At 66.0% G+C, this 15,944-nt stretch carries 19 protein-coding genes and 1 pseudogene; 9 read left to right on the forward strand and 11 right to left on the reverse strand.

Features of this window, described 5'->3' with window-relative positions:
• Positions 1 to 230 precede the first annotated feature (230 nt).
• Positions 231 to 821, reverse strand: coding sequence for a hypothetical protein (locus tag AMD30_RS17215; RefSeq protein ID WP_055476465.1), 591 nt, complete (start codon positions 819 to 821; stop codon positions 231 to 233).
• A gap of 230 nt (positions 822 to 1,051) precedes the next feature.
• The gene (locus AMD30_RS25080; RefSeq protein ID WP_156354310.1) at positions 1,052 to 1,663 is read right to left on the reverse strand and encodes a hypothetical protein; all 612 of its coding nucleotides are present in this window, start codon (positions 1,661 to 1,663) and stop codon (positions 1,052 to 1,054) included.
• A gap of 414 nt (positions 1,664 to 2,077) precedes the next feature.
• Between AMD30_RS25080 and AMD30_RS25815 the strand changes: the two are divergent.
• The 3 genes and pseudogenes from AMD30_RS25815 to AMD30_RS25510 all read left to right on the forward strand — a co-directional run.
• A pseudogene (locus tag AMD30_RS25815) lies at positions 2,078 to 2,329 on the forward strand (DUF5956 family protein); the annotation flags it as partial.
• Positions 2,218 to 2,544, forward strand: coding sequence for a DUF5956 family protein (locus AMD30_RS25820; protein WP_442902721.1), 327 nt, complete (start codon positions 2,218 to 2,220; stop codon positions 2,542 to 2,544). The pseudogene AMD30_RS25815 and the gene AMD30_RS25820, both read left to right, overlap by 112 nt.
• Before the next feature lie 331 nt (positions 2,545 to 2,875).
• Entirely contained in the window at positions 2,876 to 3,061 is a 186-nt protein-coding gene (locus AMD30_RS25510) for a hypothetical protein (RefSeq protein ID WP_231632761.1), read from the forward strand.
• A 235-nt stretch (positions 3,062 to 3,296) separates the two neighbouring features.
• On the opposite strand, the gene AMD30_RS17225 is transcribed toward AMD30_RS25510, so the two are convergent.
• The 4 genes from AMD30_RS17225 to AMD30_RS25085 form a co-directional block, all read right to left on the reverse strand.
• Positions 3,297 to 3,812, reverse strand: coding sequence for a hypothetical protein (locus AMD30_RS17225; RefSeq protein WP_231632762.1), 516 nt, complete (start codon positions 3,810 to 3,812; stop codon positions 3,297 to 3,299).
• A gap of 26 nt (positions 3,813 to 3,838) precedes the next feature.
• Positions 3,839 to 4,969, reverse strand: coding sequence for a hypothetical protein (locus tag AMD30_RS25515; protein ID WP_231632763.1), 1,131 nt, complete (start codon positions 4,967 to 4,969; stop codon positions 3,839 to 3,841).
• On the reverse strand, positions 4,969 to 5,625 hold the full coding sequence (locus tag AMD30_RS17235) for an MspA family porin (protein ID WP_055476466.1): 657 nt from the start codon (positions 5,623 to 5,625) through the stop codon (positions 4,969 to 4,971). The genes AMD30_RS25515 and AMD30_RS17235 overlap by 1 nt, the downstream gene beginning before the upstream one ends.
• A 276-nt stretch (positions 5,626 to 5,901) precedes the next feature.
• Complete coding sequence (locus AMD30_RS25085; RefSeq protein WP_156354312.1) at positions 5,902 to 6,246, reverse strand: hypothetical protein; 345 nt, start codon at positions 6,244 to 6,246, stop codon at positions 5,902 to 5,904.
• A gap of 202 nt (positions 6,247 to 6,448) precedes the next feature.
• Here AMD30_RS25085 and AMD30_RS25520 point away from each other — a divergent pair, with 202 nt between their 5' ends.
• The 3 genes from AMD30_RS25520 to AMD30_RS17255 all read left to right on the forward strand — a co-directional run bounded on the left by AMD30_RS25520 (position 6,449) and on the right by AMD30_RS17255 (position 8,484).
• Positions 6,449 to 6,916 carry a hypothetical protein gene (locus AMD30_RS25520; RefSeq protein ID WP_231632764.1) on the forward strand — a complete coding sequence of 156 codons (468 nt, stop codon included), beginning with the start codon at positions 6,449 to 6,451 and terminating at the stop codon, positions 6,914 to 6,916.
• A gap of 547 nt (positions 6,917 to 7,463) precedes the next feature.
• The gene (locus AMD30_RS17250) at positions 7,464 to 7,808 is read left to right on the forward strand and encodes a hypothetical protein (protein ID WP_055476468.1); all 345 of its coding nucleotides are present in this window, start codon (positions 7,464 to 7,466) and stop codon (positions 7,806 to 7,808) included.
• Positions 7,809 to 8,013: 205 nt separating this feature from the next.
• Positions 8,014 to 8,484, forward strand: a complete 471-nt coding sequence (locus tag AMD30_RS17255) for a hypothetical protein (protein WP_055476469.1) — start codon at positions 8,014 to 8,016, stop codon at positions 8,482 to 8,484.
• 34 nt (positions 8,485 to 8,518) lie between these two features.
• Here the strand turns inward: AMD30_RS17255 and AMD30_RS17260 are convergent, their stop codons facing one another.
• From AMD30_RS17260 to AMD30_RS17275, 4 genes are all read right to left on the reverse strand, one after another.
• Entirely contained in the window at positions 8,519 to 9,019 is a 501-nt protein-coding gene (locus AMD30_RS17260; RefSeq protein ID WP_010844412.1) for a hemerythrin domain-containing protein, read from the reverse strand.
• 113 nt (positions 9,020 to 9,132) lie between these two features.
• Positions 9,133 to 9,483 (reverse strand): metallopeptidase family protein, encoded by a 351-nt coding sequence (locus tag AMD30_RS17265; protein ID WP_010844413.1) that lies wholly within the window; start codon positions 9,481 to 9,483, stop codon positions 9,133 to 9,135.
• 4 nt (positions 9,484 to 9,487) lie between these two features.
• Positions 9,488 to 10,645, reverse strand: a complete 1,158-nt coding sequence (locus tag AMD30_RS17270; RefSeq protein WP_010844414.1) for a septum formation family protein — start codon at positions 10,643 to 10,645, stop codon at positions 9,488 to 9,490.
• Positions 10,646 to 10,754: 109 nt separating this feature from the next.
• Positions 10,755 to 11,501: a PaaX family transcriptional regulator C-terminal domain-containing protein gene (locus tag AMD30_RS17275; RefSeq protein ID WP_083888923.1), complete on the reverse strand. Its 747-nt coding sequence runs from the start codon at positions 11,499 to 11,501 to the stop codon at positions 10,755 to 10,757.
• A 122-nt stretch (positions 11,502 to 11,623) separates the two neighbouring features.
• On the opposite strand from AMD30_RS17275, the gene AMD30_RS17280 reads away from it, so the two are divergent.
• Together AMD30_RS17280 and AMD30_RS17285 are read left to right on the forward strand one after the other, a co-directional pair.
• On the forward strand, positions 11,624 to 13,273 hold the full coding sequence (locus AMD30_RS17280; RefSeq protein ID WP_055476494.1) for an acyl-CoA dehydrogenase family protein: 1,650 nt from the start codon (positions 11,624 to 11,626) through the stop codon (positions 13,271 to 13,273).
• Positions 13,266 to 14,285, forward strand: a complete 1,020-nt coding sequence (locus AMD30_RS17285) for a crotonase/enoyl-CoA hydratase family protein (RefSeq protein ID WP_010844417.1) — start codon at positions 13,266 to 13,268, stop codon at positions 14,283 to 14,285. Before AMD30_RS17280 ends, AMD30_RS17285 begins: the two co-directional genes overlap by 8 nt.
• Positions 14,286 to 14,440: 155 nt before the next feature.
• Here the strand turns inward: AMD30_RS17285 and AMD30_RS17290 are convergent, their stop codons facing one another.
• Positions 14,441 to 15,412, reverse strand: coding sequence for a cation diffusion facilitator family transporter (locus AMD30_RS17290; RefSeq protein ID WP_055476470.1), 972 nt, complete (start codon positions 15,410 to 15,412; stop codon positions 14,441 to 14,443).
• Between the two features lie 81 nt (positions 15,413 to 15,493).
• On the opposite strand from AMD30_RS17290, the gene AMD30_RS17295 reads away from it, so the two are divergent.
• Positions 15,494 to 15,907 carry an ankyrin repeat domain-containing protein gene (locus tag AMD30_RS17295; RefSeq protein WP_055476471.1) on the forward strand — a complete coding sequence of 138 codons (414 nt, stop codon included), beginning with the start codon at positions 15,494 to 15,496 and terminating at the stop codon, positions 15,905 to 15,907.
• Positions 15,908 to 15,944: the final 37 nt, after the last annotated feature.

Raw genomic sequence — 15,944 nt, forward strand, 5'->3', positions numbered from 1 at the left:
CACTACTTGGGACTTGACCAGCGGCACACGCCATGGCCGTTGAGCATTCCGCCCAGGAACGAGTCGGGCGTGACACCATCAGTGCCTTGCTGGTATCACCGCATATTCGTTCACTGCGTGTTCCTAGGCAGAGCGTCGTCGAGAGATCGAGGTCGATGAGGACACTGGCAAGATCGGGTGCGCTGAGCGGCCGAACACCGCCCTGCGTGATGGTCCTTCCGTCGGCGACATCAGATCACATCGGCGCTGTTAGCTGCCTCGACAAACTTGGTCCAGTAAGGAACGTCGACTCTTCTAGGGGAGAGGTGCCGAATTCCGTACCCGGCCATCTCGTTCTCGAGGTACTCGAGGAGATCGGCCCCGTAGAAGATGACGTCGGTCTGCCAGACAGAGAACACCGGCGACCCAGACGGTGAGGGAGCTGCAGGTGTCATGCGATGGCCGAAGACCGGTATGAGCCGTGGCCACTTTGCCAACTCACGCCGCGTGACCGCCTCGACGTCACTTTCTGCTGCCGGCCGGTGGCCCCATGAGGCGCCCCAGAATGGCGGGTCCTGGCGAAGTGCGTCGAAGACCATTCCGCGGGCCGGCCAGTCGAGCATCTGACGCAGATACGTCTCATCGCCATTGCGCCAGTCGGGCCAACGGTCTCCGACGGGCAAAGCGGTCGCAAGCAGACTGTGATGGTCGGGGTTGAACCTGAACCCATGCTGCTCTGTGACTGCATCGAACTCGGCGTCGGTGAGCCCAGGGGCGAGTTCGACTCCCGCAGTTCGAAGGATGACCGCCGCTTTCTCACCAACGTCGCTGATCTCGTCCACGTGACCGAGTGTCCCAGGTCGCCGGTGCGCGCTACAGACGACGTGAGACGAGCCTAGAGAGTCTCATCTGATGCATCATTGACACCAACCCGCAGGTTATCGAGTTGTAACCGAAGTAGCTGCACCAGGCCATCGAGCCTGAGCCCCACGTCTTCGCTGATGGCAAGCCTTGAACCCGCTGTGGCGCAGCTGTATTCGAGGTTTGTTCTGGGCGTCGTGTTCGGGCCAGATCACCTCAGCCGCGGCTTGTCGGTACGGAACCCTTTTGACGAGGGATGTCGCAAACGGCGGGTGCCTATGGCGATCGTGGCGGTTGCAACCCCGACTAAGAAGCCGACCACGGGAAACGTTAGGTACGTCGGACTGAGATCCCATAGTGGCGGCGCGCCGTGCACCAGCGGGTGGCCGTCGAGGTTGTTGTAGTCAATCGAGGTCGGTCCATCGGTGTTGATAAACCCGATCCTGGGCTGCTCCCGATGAGCAAACACTGCACCGGCCAAACCTGTGAGCGCACCGACGACGCCGCACCCCAGCACCGCTGCGGCGGCCTGAAGGCGGGCACTGAGACCTCGTACACAACGCGCGACCAGAATCCCGACGATGAGTCCGGTAGCGAAGCCAATAGCGGGTAAGAGGGCGAAAGCCGGCCACCATGTCGGCCCGGTCACCCACTCCAGTGAGTTGACCACGAGCATGTACCCAGTTTTGCCTGCTGGCAGCTGCGGCGGGGCGGTATCGAAGAGCAGTCGCGGAACGGTGTAGCGCCATCCAACGGCCGCTAGAACGCCCAGCGCGAAGCCAAGCGTTGCGAACGGAAGCGAGAACCGCAATGCGGTCGGCACTGACGATCCACCTGCGTCTTGATTCACTAACGGAACGTAGCGCGTCTGGGGTGGGTTGTTCCGGCGGGCGTCACACCCAGGGCTCCGCTGAGAGCGTCGTAGGCCGACGGAGTGCTCCGCTGGCGGAGGTGCCCGCCCGACACCGCTACAGTTTCCCTGCTAACGCAGCTGATGGGCAACAATAGGCCGCGACTGGCGGCCTATGCCGTCGGGGGGTAGAGCTTGTATTTCGGTGATCTCGGGTCCGAGGGAAGGACAGCAGCGGGGCGGCGCCGCGCCTTATGTCAAGGTTGCTGGTAACCCTGCATATTTGGTCGCTGCATATAACGGTTGCAGCGACCGGTGAGTCGTTGCAAGTCCTACCCGTCCGGCGACTACGCGTTGGAACGCGACAGATACGGCAAAATCCAGGTCATGAGCCAGACATGGAGCGAGTACCAAACGGTCCCGGCCGGATGTGGGGAGCCACCAGCCGGCATCGAACCGGGCAAGTACGTGATCGCGATCGAGAACGGCCACGGGGCATTGACGGCATGGGCTGCGGGACCGTCGCGATGTTTTCGGTCCGAGTTCCCAGTAGATGCACGCCCGCCAGTAAAGACGGTGTATACCGGTCGTTCGACGGGCGAAGAGACCGTGCGCTGGGACCCATTCAGCGAGGACGACGCCAACGCGATTGTGCAGCGATCAATGCCTACATCGGAGACGCTGGCGTGCCACCAATGCCGCAGGGTTTCCTCTGGCACATCCTGGTCCCGGACTCCATTAAGGACGGCAGCGCGCTGGACCGCTCGCTGGTAGGCAAGAATATGCAGCTACGGCCAGCCGACGTGCTGGCCACTATCAGAGACGTCTACGGCCAGCTGCTTTCGGATCGCTGACCCCAGGCCTGGCATGGTGCCGGTGGTCACTGCTTTGATGTCTCATCAGATGCATTGGATCCAATATGCAGGATTCTACTTGACATAAGGTAGATTATCGGCGAAACGCATTGCGCTACTGTATATTTCGTCACCAGTGACGTCATGCAACCCAAACTCGCAGTTCGAGGAGGCCGATCATGGCAACGCGGACCACGGTGCGCACCGAGTTCTTGGCCGACGTTTACCCCTGCGCACTTGAAGCGGCATCGGCTACTGGCCAACCTGCACCGACTATCGCTGGAGCAGTGATCCGCGAGCGACCGTCGAGAAAATCTCCGGCAATCCGCATGTGATCACCCTCGACACGATCGCCCGGGGCGTGAACTCCATCGTCAGTGGCGCAGCGATGATCCCGGATGGACAGCGTCGTAGGATCGCCGCCGCTGACCGCACCCACGATGCCGAGACCATCGACGCGACAGATACAGACGCCATCGTTCAAGCAGCACTCTTCGGCTCCCTCGTCTACGGATAAAGACCGGCCCAGCCTGCGGACGCGCTCCGGACCGTGAAGAAAGGACGCCGCATTGAATCAAGCGGTCGCGGTAGCGGTACCGGTCGAGGCGTAGCTCGGCAAGACGATTACCGATCTCACTCTTTGACCACCCCGACTCGCCTGACCCGACGACCGGGGCGCCACTGGACAGTGAGTCGAGCTGGAGGTGCTGTAGGAGAGGGCATATCCGGGCGACAGCCGATCCGCGGCTCGGCTACTGCTTCGGCGAGAGGTCAACGCCAGTGAGGCAGCCGCTACCGGCCTCGATGGTGAAGATGAAGTGGGTGTTGTCGCGGGTCGTGCCGTACTCGTTGACTTCCTTTGGCGAGTGGCCGGAGGCCAGTCGTTCGAGGGTGATGTCGGGGTACTGTGCTTTGAGTCCGTCGAGGGTGATGCACGTGTCGGGCGTGAACTTCAGGTAGGTGCGTTCCCACTGCTGGTCGTCGGTGTAGAAGATCGTCGAGGCAACGTTTTTCAGGTGTGTGCCTAGAGTGATCGGCTCGGTTTCCCAACGTCGGGGCAGGATCTGCTCGGCCGGGGTATCCAGGAGTGTCGACGTCGATTCCTGGGTCAGGGGCATATGGGCGCTGGCGGTGTCGATGAACTGCCACACCGTGGGATCAGCAGGCATGCCGGGTGTGCTGGCGTTGCTCACTGTGTCTCCTCCTCCACACGCGCTGGTCGCCACCATCACTGCCGCCGCGAGCGTGGCCGCGGCCGTGGTCATCATCGTCGATCGTGGTCGAGTGAGTGCCATCAGTTGCAGCCCTTCTCGTAGTACTGGCGGTAGTTGAGTTCTGGTGCGGTCGAGGGGTTTAGGTTTTCGCCGTAGAAGGCGCCCATCTTGCGAATGGCCTTCTGATACTCGGCGTCACTGCGTTGGCTGCCAAGGTACTCATCGTAGATGGCGTTGAATCCGGCTTCGTTTCCGCCGGCGATGCCGATGTCAGGGCCGCCGTTGGCGATGATCTCGCGCTGGATCTTGATGTTGTTGAAGGTCGCCGCACCCTCGTTGTCGAGCTGAGAGTTGATGCAGGACTCTGTGGAAGAGTGGTCGATCGTGAGCGGGTACACCGCATGCCCGAACTCGTGCGCAATCAGTTGCGCCTCCGCTGTCGGCGAGCCTTTCTGGATGACGACCAACCTGTCTCGGTAACTGGTGTAGGAACCCTCCCCATCGCGGTACTCAACCCTCCAGTCGTCTTTGATCTGCTTCCACTGGGCCTGCAGCGTGGGCGATTTCGACACGATGTCGTAGGTGGCTTGATCGCCAGGGATCTCGGCGGGGCGCGCCTGTCCGTCAATGCTGCGTGTTGGGGCAGCAGGTTCACCAGCTCGATCGACCTCGACGCGACCGGGAATCTCTGGCAGTGGTTGTGGCCGTTCAGCGGCCGCGGGGGTGGGTGGGTCGACCCGCGGTGTGCCCGGCGGCGGCTGTTGGCCCGGGATCGGGACGATGGGGGTTTGGCCGGCGGTGGGGATGTCGGTGGGTGCGTGAGCGCCGATGTTCGGTCCGCCGGTGTCTGGGGTGTTGGTCTCGGTCGGGATGGTTGGTGCGGTCACCGACGGTGGTGGGGTGGTTGACGAGGTCGGCGGGCCGGGATCAACACACACGTACGGCACCGGTGGTGGTGGGGCTTGGTTGGCGGGTTTGCCGTTGGACGCCGCCCAGGTTTGGGCCCAGGCGCTGTTGTAGGCGGCGGTCTCGCGTGCGCACCGCTCGGCGGGGGTTTCCGCGTTCGCGGCCGGGGTGCTGATCAACACCAGCGTCGTGATCGTGGCCAGAGCGACTGCCAGCAGTACGGCCAGGACCGGCAGCCACCCCCGCCACGCTGACGGCACGTGCGTGTCTGCCTGGTCGCCCAGGTTCACCGGGTTCGGGTGCATTACAGCCACATCCGCGCCGAGTAGAGGTTGAGGGTGTCATCGGCGGTCGGTGTGGACACTGATAGCCGTACGATCACCCGGACGGTGACCGGGCCGGCGCACCCGTCCACGCGGACGTGGACGCGTTTGGCGCGGATCGAGGCCCGATTGGTCTGCAACGTCTTCTTACCGAGCGATATCTCGTTGATGGTTCCGGGTTTGAGCTTGGAGGAGATCGACGGCGACACCGACGCTGATCCGCCGATCGACGCGCCTGGTTGCCCGGAGATGGTGACGTTGGCGTTCGGGCCGAAGGATGATCCGAACCCGAACGTCGCGCCGTCGGAGATGTCGATCTGGCATCCGATGACCAGGAATTGTTCGAGCACACCCGAACTCACTGGTTGTGAGGGGGTACGGCCCGCGGCTGGGGTGATCAGCGCTCCGACGCGCGCGGAGACCCATCCTTCGCGGGAGGCGAAGCTGTTGGCGATGTTCGACATCGGGTTGACCACCAACTCCGAGGCGCGCAGCTCGATCTTCCACCCGTCGTCGGTGACGAGCCGGTCATAGGTCGACGCCAGCGGGGCGGGAGCTGCGGCTGCTGGGCCCGGTCCGCATACGAGAGCTGACAGCGCGGCGCTGGTAGCTAGCGCTACCACCACGGCGTGGCGCATCGGGTTTCTTCGAGGGCTGCCGAACATGGCTACTCTCCTGCCGGTCGATGGGGGCTGCACAGTGGGTGAAGGACGGGGCTAGCTATTCCAGAGCCAGGTCCCCAGTAGCTCGATGAACCACAGGTTCATAGGTTTTTCCTCAGATGTGGGAGTGGGGTGCAGACAGGCCACGGTCACCGCAGGGCGAGGCTTGATCGCACGACGTCAGTTGGCCGTGCGCCGCGGCCCACGATGGATGAACAATTCCGGTTGGCGCTGCTGGTCGTGCTGCTGCGCTCAGCGGTGGGTGCTGATCCTGATCAGTGTCCCGCCGGGAAGGTTTCGGTAGTCCACGTGCATGGTTCGGTTCAGGGAAGCGGCTGCGCCGGAATAGAATTGCACTCCCTGCCCAAGCGTGCGGCCGCTCTGGCTACGTCCGTACTGCGGCAGCAGCGCATCCACCGCGCCACCGACACGAGCGTCGTGGACCGTGCGGGCTTCCCCGGGATTTAGATGAACAACTCCGCCGCCCGGTACCGGGGTGTAACTCACCGCCGAGGCGATCGGGGCAGCAGCGATAGTCGCAGCTGCGGTCATCAACACACCGGCACCGATAGTGACCAACCGACGCTTCACGCCCATGTCTCTGCACTCCCCGAGGTGATGGCCGGACAGAGTCTCCCGGACGACACGATGCACGAAAGTTAACATATGATCCGCTAGCAGCAACTAGCGAACTTCGTGTGGGATGCCACACACAGCGATGAGGCGGGGTCGTCGGGGTTCAGGCGCTGCCTGCGAATCGACCGGGGTCGCCTGATCCGGGGAAAGAGGGGGTGTGCTGGTGACAGAGTCGCCGAACGGCAACCCAACCGTCGCCGACGCGGTCATGAGCAAGTGCTTGCCGTGGGTGGAGCTGGTCAACGCGCTGTTCGAGCACGCACCCGGCCCGGCGCCCGGCGTGCGGCCGACCGGGCGGGAAGTGTGTCGGCGCGCCAACCAGACCAGCCCAGGGCGGTTGAAAGAACCGATGCTCAGCTCATTGCGGACAGGCCGGGCGACCGAACCGGGCTTCACCATCATCGCGGCAATCGCCGACAGATTCGGTGTGGACATCGCGTTCTTCACCCGAGAGTTCCACCACCAACATCGCGATCAGTCGATGGCGCAGCGAGTACGGGCGGCCAACGCCGCATGGCCCCACCTGTATCGGCTGGCCGCCGACATCCACCGACTTCCCGAGCATCACCGTCACAGCATCCTGACCCTCATCAACATCCTCGCCACCCGAGACGCAGGAGAAGGCCGATAGCCAGATAAGTAATCGGCACCTGAAAACAACTGCGGCAGATACGATTCCGAGAGAAATCGACATCGTTGTTCGTCACGTGACGTAACCGGTACCGCTCGGCTGGCTGTCGTAGGCGCGCCGCGCGCACCGGAACATCCGCCCGCCGGACCGCGGACGAGGATGGCGCCCGAGTCGTCCTCCCCGGCGGTCGGGCGCCATCCTCACCCACCCATATCGCATCTGGCACGCGCACTATTACGAATCGCTAAGCATCGCGTGCCGTCGCCACTCTTCTCAATCCAGCGTGGCCCCGCGAGACACGGCCGTTAAGAGCCCTGGCCGCGCTCGCCGACCAGCTCGATGCAGACCTCGGAGCGGCTGACGCCGCACAGAACAACCTCTCTGACCACGATGCATTGACAATAGTTCTGTCACAAGTCTTTTCAGCGTGACACGCCGGGGGCCCGACCCCTCAACCCACGCTGCGCTCTACGGGGTTGACCGCCCACCCTCACCGTGTCCCCAAGGGTGGACGCGACACCGGGTCACGCAATCGGAAGGAGTCACCATGACCACTCGCACCAACGCCCGCACCCAGTTCCTCACCGACATCTACGTCTGCGCCCTCGAAGGTGGCATCGGCTACTGGTCGAGGTGCATCGAATACCGGTGGAGCACCACCCAGCGCGCCGTCATCGAAGACCTCGAAGACGTAGTACACGAGATCACCCTCGACACGATCGCCCGCGGGATCAACGCCGTCGCCGACGGCTCGGTAGCGGTCTCCGACTCCGACTACCTGCGGAACCTCATCCGAGCGGCCAGCCGCAGCAACGACGCCGGCGACGTCGACGCCATCACCGCCGACGTCATCGCCCAAGCCGGCATCTACGGCGAGGTGATCTACGGATAACCCCCGAGAGGGCCGGGCACCCACGTTCGGGACGCCCGGCCCTCGACCGCTTGGGTATCGCTCAAACGCATGGACACAGCCTCCGCTCGGTGACGTGGGCAAAAGCTGCACGTAGCAGTGCGATTGATGCCCGATGCGGGAGCCCAACCGGGCCGTGACGCCGATGTCCGAGGCGCCAGCGACACCTACAGTAGCGTTGCGACACATGACAATGAAGACGATCACCACTCGGGCTCTGGTCACCGTCGCCGCACTGTCGGCGCTGCTACTCGCAGTCCCAGCGACAGCATCAGCAGCGCCAGCACCACGACTCGGCATCCTCGGAGACGACATCTGGGTCATGGGCAACAACGCCTTCTGCCAGGGAGCCATCCACGTCGGAATCGACACCAACCCCGCCAAGCGGGGCCAGGCCACCATCCACCTGACCTCACGCGGATTCACCGGCACCCAACCCGCCTGGGGCCGCAACCCCTCCTGCAAGGTCAACGTCGCGATCGGCTACTGGTCCGGCATCCAGTACCGCGAACGAGTGGTGCCGATGGACCTCGGACCACGACCAGAGGCGCCGGTCCGCGTGAAGCTCCGCGGAGTCGGACAAGGCATCAACCTCATGTCCTTCACCACCCACCCGAACCTCAACAAGGGCGTGTCCTACTACGTTCAAATCCCATAGGCCAGAGCCAGGCTCGCACCTCAGGGGGCAGGGGCTATTTGATGATGGCGTCGACCGTCTTCTTCAGGGCGGAGGGTTGCGACGGCCGGCGGGGGGCCTTCTCCCGGCGACGCATCATCTCCTCACCGATCTCCCGGAGCTCCTTGCGGCTCAGGGCTTCTCGGACCTTCGGGAACCACTCGTCCTCTTCCTCTTCGATGTGGTGCTCGACGTTCTCGATGAGGACGGTGGTCTTGGCGTCGAATCGCTCGGCGTCCGGCGAGAGTGCCGCGAGTTCGACGACGAGGACGTCCGCGACATGGTGCTCCTCGTACGATTCCAGGATGTCGTCCTCCAGATCGGGGACCCGCTTGCGGATCTCCGGGTACATCACCTCGTTCTCGATGTAGGTGTGCACGGTGAGGGCCTCGATGATCTTGTCGACGATCTTGCCCTTGGTCTTGACGGCGTTGTCGCCCTGCGACTTGAAGTCGCGGAACAGTTTGCGGATCTCTTTGTGGTCGTCCCGGAGGATGACGATGGCGTCTGAGGACATGGGCTGACTCCTGCGATAGAGGGCTGCTCGATCTGCTACCCCTCGTACCGCGTTCCGCCGCAGGTCAAACATCGAGAACGATCCGGGGCGGACCCGGCCGGGTCCGCTTACCTCTATCCCCAGCCGTTGGCGTGCAGCCACTCGTCGTCGATGCCGAAGTGGTGGGCGATCTCGTGGACGACGGTGACCGCGACCTCGTGGACGACCTCCTCCCGCGAGTGGCACATCGCGAGGATGGGGTCGCGGTAGATGGTGATCGTGTCCGGCAGGAAGCCGCCGTAGTCGCTGGTCCGCATCGTGAGCGCGACACCGTGGTAGAGCCCGAGGATGCCCGGCTCCTCGGGATTGAACGGCTCGACGAGGATGACCACGTTGTTCATCGCGTCGGTCAGATCGGTCGGGATGGTGTCCAGCGCGTCGGAGACCAGTCCGTCGAACTCGTCGTCGGACATCATGACGGACATCGCGTCAGCCCGCCGGGGCCGGTGCTTCGTCGGGGTTGGGCGCGATCCCCGGAGGCAGCGGTACCGGTGTCGGCAGGGCACGTCCCGGGGGTGCTTCGGGCGGCGCGACCGGCGCGCGGCCGTTGATCAGCAAGGCCCCGCCCTTGGCGTCGCCCACCAGCGTCGCGAACCCGCCGCGCTTGTCCGGGAGGCCCAGGTAGCAGACGACTTTGCGGCTCCCGGCGAGCCAGCTCGGCTCGCTGAGCACCGACCACTGGACGTTGAGCGTGGTCGCGTCGAGCGGCTTTCGCCCGCCCACGAACCGCTCGGCCTGGACCGGGCAGATCGAACCGAGGTAGCTGTTCTGCGCACCCGTCGGCGGCCACGGCTTGTTCGACATCCGGTCACCGAAGCGGACCGACAGATCGACGATCCCGGTGGTCTGGAAGGCATGCGGCTCAGCGCAGCTCACCGCGAACCCGGTCGGGGCACGGGTTTCGGTGTTGATCCCGACGCAGGTTCCCTCGGGCCAGACGTACGACTGGTTCTGGTCGGCGACCCGACCGGAGAACTGGACCGGCGCACCGTCGGCGCCGTTCTCCTGGACCCCGCAGCGCAGCTGACGCGCGCCCTTGTCCCACTGCGCCTGCGAGGGGTACATCATGCCCACCGCGAAGCGGCCCTGCGGGTCGAGACGTCCGTCGAGATACTGGTCCACCATCACCGGACACTGTTCGTCGCGGATCGTGGCGAAGCGCTCGGCGCCCGGCCAGAGTGCGTCCTCGCCGAACTCGGCACCCGGGATCAGTGCGGTGTCGATGGCGCCCGCGACCTCGAAGCGGTGCTTCTGCTCGCACGGCACGTCGACCGGCTGCCCCGGGTTTCCGGCCGGCCAGTCGAGGCAGTCGCCCGCGACCGACTTCGTGAAGGCGTTCTCGGTGAGCCGTTCGCCTTCGCCGATGTTACTGCCGCCGACGCTGCCGCTGTCGTCGAAGACGCCCATGGTGAAGGCGATCCCGCCCGCCACGATCGCGCCGACGACGATCGCGCCGAGGATCACGAAGACCGGATTGCGGGCGATGTTGCCTGGTCGGCGGGCTCCGCCGGCCGGTCGGCCGGATGCCGACGCGTGCGGTGCGTCGGCGTCGGCGGGGCGGCTGCGGTCGGGGTCGGGCGCGTTCATCGGGTTCCATCATGCCTAACGGACCCGACCGGGCACACCCTCGTGCGTGGATGCCCGACCCGGCCGATGCCCCTCGATCGAGGTCGACGGTCGGTGGGGCGCCGGTTGTTCACGCGTCGTCGGGCGTGAGGTGCCGTGCGGCGAGTCCGGTGAGCTCGTTCCGAAAGCGCTCGTAGCCGTCGCGGAGACGGTCTCCCGGCCACGGCTCGGGGAGCAGTTCGACGGGCAGGAGCGGGTCGCGCAGGATGTGGCGCACGCACGCGGCGGCGACCTCGAACCGCTCCGCGACGGTGGGTGCGGTTGCCAGGGCGTCGAGCAAGTCGACCGCGGATTCCGCCCAGGTCGACGGCGCGAACAGTCGCGCTGCCAGGTCTGCCGATGCCTCTTCGGGAACGGCTCGGAAGAGGTTCAGCCGACGGCGCAGGTCCGATGACGGGAACTCGATGTCGAGGTTGGCGGGACGCGCCCAGACTCCCTCCCGGATCTCGCCGAGCCGCGCCTTCTGCAGCGCGTCACGGAGGAGGGCGCGGTCGGTCGAACTCTCGGAACCGACGGTCACGACGGCGAGATCCCACATGCCGTCCCAGTCGCGGCGCGCCGGATGCAGCGCGCGGTCCTGTCGTCGCTGCCGTTCGACGAGTCGTGGCGAGAGCCGGCACCGGCCGTTCGTGCGTTCCAGATCTCCTGCGGCGACCAGCCGTGTGAGGGCCACCCGGACCGTCGATTCGCGGAGCCCGAGATCAGTCGTCATCGCCAGGATTCCGTTGATCGAGGCGTCGGGCGAGTCGAGGCCGAGAAGGGCGCTGAGGATGACCGAACGCGCCGTGAGCTTGGGAATGTTCACGCGTTCGGGCACGCCGTCGATGCTAGTCCGCGAGGTCCGGGACAGCGGCACGCAGGGATATTACAGATCTCTGGCGGTCGTGTGAAAAGTGTAATAGCGTGGGTCGCGACTCCGATCAGGAAGGCGGGCCCGCCATCTCCACCCATGCCGTCACCAATCAGGTCCCCGAGCTCGTCGACTTCGACGCCGCGGACAATCCGGCCATCTCCGAGGCGGTCCACCGCGCGGGCGCCGACCACATGCTCGAGGAACTGCACCGGATCGGCCGCCTGGCCGGCGGCGCCGAGGCGCTCGGGTGGGGCGATCTCGCCGAATCCCATCCGCCGGAGCTGCGGACCCATGACCGGTACGGCAATCGGGTGGACGAGGTCGTCTACGACCCCGCGTACCACCACCTCATGCAGACGGGCATCGGCCTGGGCCTGGGCGGAACCGCATGGTCGGACCCGAGCCCGACGGCCCATTTCGAGCGCGCCGTGAAGTCGAGCGTGTGGGGGCAGGTGGATGCCGGGCACGGTTGTCCGATGTCGATGACCTACGGGGTCGTCCCGGCATTGCGGGCCAACCCCGAACTCGCGGCTCTGTACGAGCCGCTGCTCGTCTCCACGACCTACGACCCGGGGCTGCGCACCCCGCTGTCGAAAGCGGGATTGACGGCGGGGATGTCGATGACCGAGAAGCAGGGCGGCTCCGATGTCCGGGCGAACACGACGACCGCCGTCGCGCAACCGGACGGGACGTACCGCATCACCGGTCACAAGTGGTTTACTTCGGCGCCCATGTGCGACGTGTTCCTGGTGCTCGCCCGAGCGCCGGGCGGGTTGTCGTGTTTCTTCGTCCCGCGGGTCCTTCCCGACGGGACGCGCAACACCTTTCTGCTCCAGCGGTTGAAAGCCAAGCTGGGCAACCACTCCAACGCGAGCAGCGAAGTGGAGTACGACGGCACGGTCGGGTGGCTCGTCGGCGAGGAGGGCCGCGGGGTGGCGACGATCATCGAGATGGTGAACATGACCCGCCTGGACTGCACTCTCGGCTCGGCGACCGGTATGCGGGTCGGCGTCGCGCAGGCCGCGCATCACGCCACCCATCGCAGGGCATTCGGCGCCGCGCTCGTCGATCAGCCGTTGATGCGCAACGTTCTCGCCGATCTGGCGGTCGAGTCGGAGGGCGCGACGATGACGGCGCTCTGGCTCGCCGAGCTGACCGACAAGGCCGGCGCCGGGGACGAACGGGCCGACGCCCTCCGACGGATCTCCCTCGCGGTCAGCAAGTACTACGTCTGCAAACGCGCCCCGATCCATGCAGCCGAATCGCTGGAGTGCCTCGGCGGCAACGGGTATGTGGAGGAGTCGCGGATGCCCCGGCTCTATCGGGAGGCGCCCCTCATGTCCATCTGGGAGGGCTCGGGCAACGTCGCCGCCCTGGACGTACTGCGCGCGATGGCCAAGCAACCGGCCACGGTGACCGCGTTCCTCGACGAGATCGATTGCGCGACAGGGGCGGACCGGAGACTCGACGCCGCAGCGGCCGAACTCCGGCGAGAGTTCGGTGACCTCGATGCGATGCAGTACCGGGCTCGCCGGGTCGTCGGCCGGATGGCCCAGCTCTTGCAGGCGTCCTTGCTGGTGCGGTACGGGCACCCGGCGGTCGCCGACGCGTTCGTCGCGAGCCGACTCGGCAACGACCGGGGCGACGTGTTCGGCACGTTGCCGTCGGGGGTCGACACGGCGTCGATCATCGAGCGGGTGGTCCCGAAGACGGTGCAGGGCAACACTCATGGCTGAGTCGAACGGGTCGCGGCCGGCCGGGTGGCGCGACGGCCTCCGCGACGGCGAGGATTCGTTGTTCGCCGGCCGGGCGGCGAGCGGACCGGACATCGAATACCGCACTCTCACCTACGATGTCACCGGCCGGATCGCCCGCATCACCTTCAACCGGCCCGATCAGGGCAACGCGATCACAATCGACACCCCCGTCGAACTGTCGCACGCGGTGGAACGCGCCGATCTCGACCCGGGTGTCCACGTGATCGTCGTGTCTGGACGGGGCAAGGGTTTCTGCGGCGGATACGACCTGTCGATCTTCGCGGAGAACGGGGGCGACCCGTCGCACTCTGTCGATCCCCGGACCGGCACCGTCCTCGATCCCGTTGTGCAGGCGCGCAATCACGACCCGAATCGCACCTGGGATCCCATGATCGACTACGCGATGATGAGCAGGTTCAACCGCGGGTTCGCCAGCCTGCTGCACGCGAACAAGCCGACGGTCGCCAAGCTGCACGGATTCGCGGTCGCGGGCGGCACGGACATCGCCCTCTACGCCGACCAGATCATCTGCGCCGACGACACGAAGATCGGGTACCCACCGACCCGGGTGTGGGGCATCCCCGCCGCCGGGATGTGGGCGCACCGGCTCGGCGATCAGCGCGCCAAACGGTTGCTGTTCACCGGCGACTGCCTGTCGGGCCGGCAGGCGCACGAGTGGGGGCTGGCCGTCGAGGCGCCGCCGGCGGACGAGCTCGACGCCCGCACCGAGGAACTCCTCGAGCGGATCGCGCGAATGCCGGTCAACCAGCTGGTGATGGCCAAACTCGCACTCAACAGTGCGCTCCTGGCGCAGGGAGTGGCCAACTCGGGGATGATCAGCACGGTGTTCGACGGGATCTCCCGTCACACCCGGGAGGGATACGCCTTCCAGCAGCGCGCCGCGACCGCCGGTTTCCGCGAGGCCGTCCGCGAGCGCGACGAGATCAACGGCGACTGGAAGCGGGACCAGTTCCGTTCGCCGCCGGAGTGATCCCGCGCCCTGAGCTTGGAGGGTGCGGACCCCCTGCTCCCTCCAGATGCGAGCGCAAGCCCCCCTGCTCCCTCTCCAGATGCGAGCGAAGCAGCCACCCCCTGCTCCCTGGGTGCGAGGAGCGCAAGCGACGAGCCTCGAAGGGTCCGGCGAGATCAGGGCGCGTCGGGCACGAGGTCGACATCCCCCGGCGCGGAAAGGGTCAGCACCGCTTCGGCTATCCGCGGGTCGCGCTCCAGCTCGTTCTCCAGTTGCCGTAGGGCGACGGCGACCGAGGACTCCACGTCATCGCCCGCGAAATCGACTGCGGCGACCAGGAACAGCTGAACGGGTCCGGTGTACTCGACATGCAGGTAGGTCACGCGATCGATGTTGCTGTGCGCGAGCAGGTCCCGGAGAACCCGTTGCTGGACCGCGTCGTCGACCGCCTGCCCGAGCAGGAACCGTCGGTTCTGGTTGATCAGGACGATCGCGACGACGCCGAGGAGCAGGCCCACCAGGATGGACCCGATCGCGTCGTACGTGGCCGACCCGGTGACCTGGTGCAGGAGCACGCCGACGAAGGCGATCGCCAGGCCGATGAGCGCCGCCGCGTCCTCGGCGAAGACGGCGCGCAGGGTCGGGTCGGATGTGGCGAACACCTGACGGAGCAGGCTGATCCGGCGCTTAACCGCGCCGCGCTTCGCCTGCTGGTAGGACCGGACGAAGGAGATGCCCTCGAGCACCGCGGCGATCGCCAGAACCGCGTAGGCGATGCCATAGTCCGTGGCCGGTTCCGGCGACAGCAGTTCGGAGATACCGTGCTGGACCGACACCGCCGCGCCGACGGCGAACAGTCCGAACGCGGCGAACATCGACCAGATGTAGGCCTCGCGTCCGTATCCCTGCGGATGGCGGGAGTCCCGAGGCCGATGGGCGCGACGTTCCGCGATCAGCAGCAGGATCTCGTTCCCGGTGTCGGCCCATGAGTGCGCCGCCTCGGCGACGAGCGACGCCGACCCGGTGATCATCGCCGCGCCGGTCTTGGCAACGGCGATCAGCAGGTTCGAGACGAACGCGATGACGACCGTCAGGAAACTCTCGCTGGGGCCTGCGGATTCGTGCTGTGTTTCGGGACGGGGAGACACCGCGCCCAGTCTCCCACACGAGGGGTCCCCGGCGGTCCCATCCGGGCGGAGGCGTGCGGGAGCGGGCCTACACTCCGTGGGGTGGCAGACCATCCCGACGATCGACCCGCCGACGGCGCCCCGAGTCCTGAGGTCATGGAGCTCGCAACGCGGCTCTTCGACTTGGCCCGCGACGGGGACACCGAGACGCTGAGCGGTTATCTGGACGCCGGCGTCCCGGCGGATCTGCGGAACCAATCCGGTGACTCGCTGCTCATGCTCGCGGCCTATCACGGGCACGCGTCGACGGTGTCGGCTCTCCTCGACCGCGGGGCCGACTCCGACCTCCCGAACGACAAGGGTCAGACGCCGCTCGCCGGCGCGGTGTTCAAGGGTTTCGACGACGTGGTGCGCGTCCTCGTCGCCGCCGGGGCCGACCCGCACGGCGGAACCCCGACCGCCGACACCGCGGCGTCGATGTTCGGCCGTGAGGATCTGCGCCGTCTGTGGACCTGAGTCCGCCGGCCGGACCGAGGCGGCGTGATCGGGTTCG

Origin of the sequence: Gordonia sp. HS-NH1 (genome assembly GCF_001418765.1) — a bacterium.
GTDB lineage: Bacteria > Actinomycetota > Actinomycetes > Mycobacteriales > Mycobacteriaceae > Gordonia.

Excerpts from the sequence above, each read along its gene's own strand:
- AMD30_RS25820 (WP_442902721.1), top strand. The coding sequence starts at position 2,218 with ATGTTTTCGGTCCGAGTTCCCAGTAGATGCACGCCCGCCAGTAAAGAC.
- AMD30_RS17225 (WP_231632762.1), bottom strand. The coding sequence starts at position 3,812 with ATGATGACCACGGCCGCGGCCACGCTCGCGGCGGCAGTGATGGTGGCG.
- AMD30_RS25515 (WP_231632763.1), bottom strand. The coding sequence starts at position 4,969 with ATGCACCCGAACCCGGTGAACCTGGGCGACCAGGCAGACACGCACGTG.
- AMD30_RS17235 (WP_055476466.1), bottom strand. The coding sequence starts at position 5,625 with ATGCGCCACGCCGTGGTGGTAGCGCTAGCTACCAGCGCCGCGCTGTCA.
- AMD30_RS25085 (WP_156354312.1), bottom strand. The coding sequence starts at position 6,246 with ATGGGCGTGAAGCGTCGGTTGGTCACTATCGGTGCCGGTGTGTTGATG.
- AMD30_RS17250 (WP_055476468.1), top strand. The coding sequence starts at position 7,464 with ATGACCACTCGCACCAACGCCCGCACCCAGTTCCTCACCGACATCTAC.
- AMD30_RS17255 (WP_055476469.1), top strand. The coding sequence starts at position 8,014 with ATGACAATGAAGACGATCACCACTCGGGCTCTGGTCACCGTCGCCGCA.
- AMD30_RS17260 (WP_010844412.1), bottom strand. The coding sequence starts at position 9,019 with ATGTCCTCAGACGCCATCGTCATCCTCCGGGACGACCACAAAGAGATC.
- AMD30_RS17265 (WP_010844413.1), bottom strand. The coding sequence starts at position 9,483 with ATGTCCGTCATGATGTCCGACGACGAGTTCGACGGACTGGTCTCCGAC.
- AMD30_RS17270 (WP_010844414.1), bottom strand. The coding sequence starts at position 10,645 with ATGAACGCGCCCGACCCCGACCGCAGCCGCCCCGCCGACGCCGACGCA.
- AMD30_RS17285 (WP_010844417.1), top strand. The coding sequence starts at position 13,266 with ATGGCTGAGTCGAACGGGTCGCGGCCGGCCGGGTGGCGCGACGGCCTC.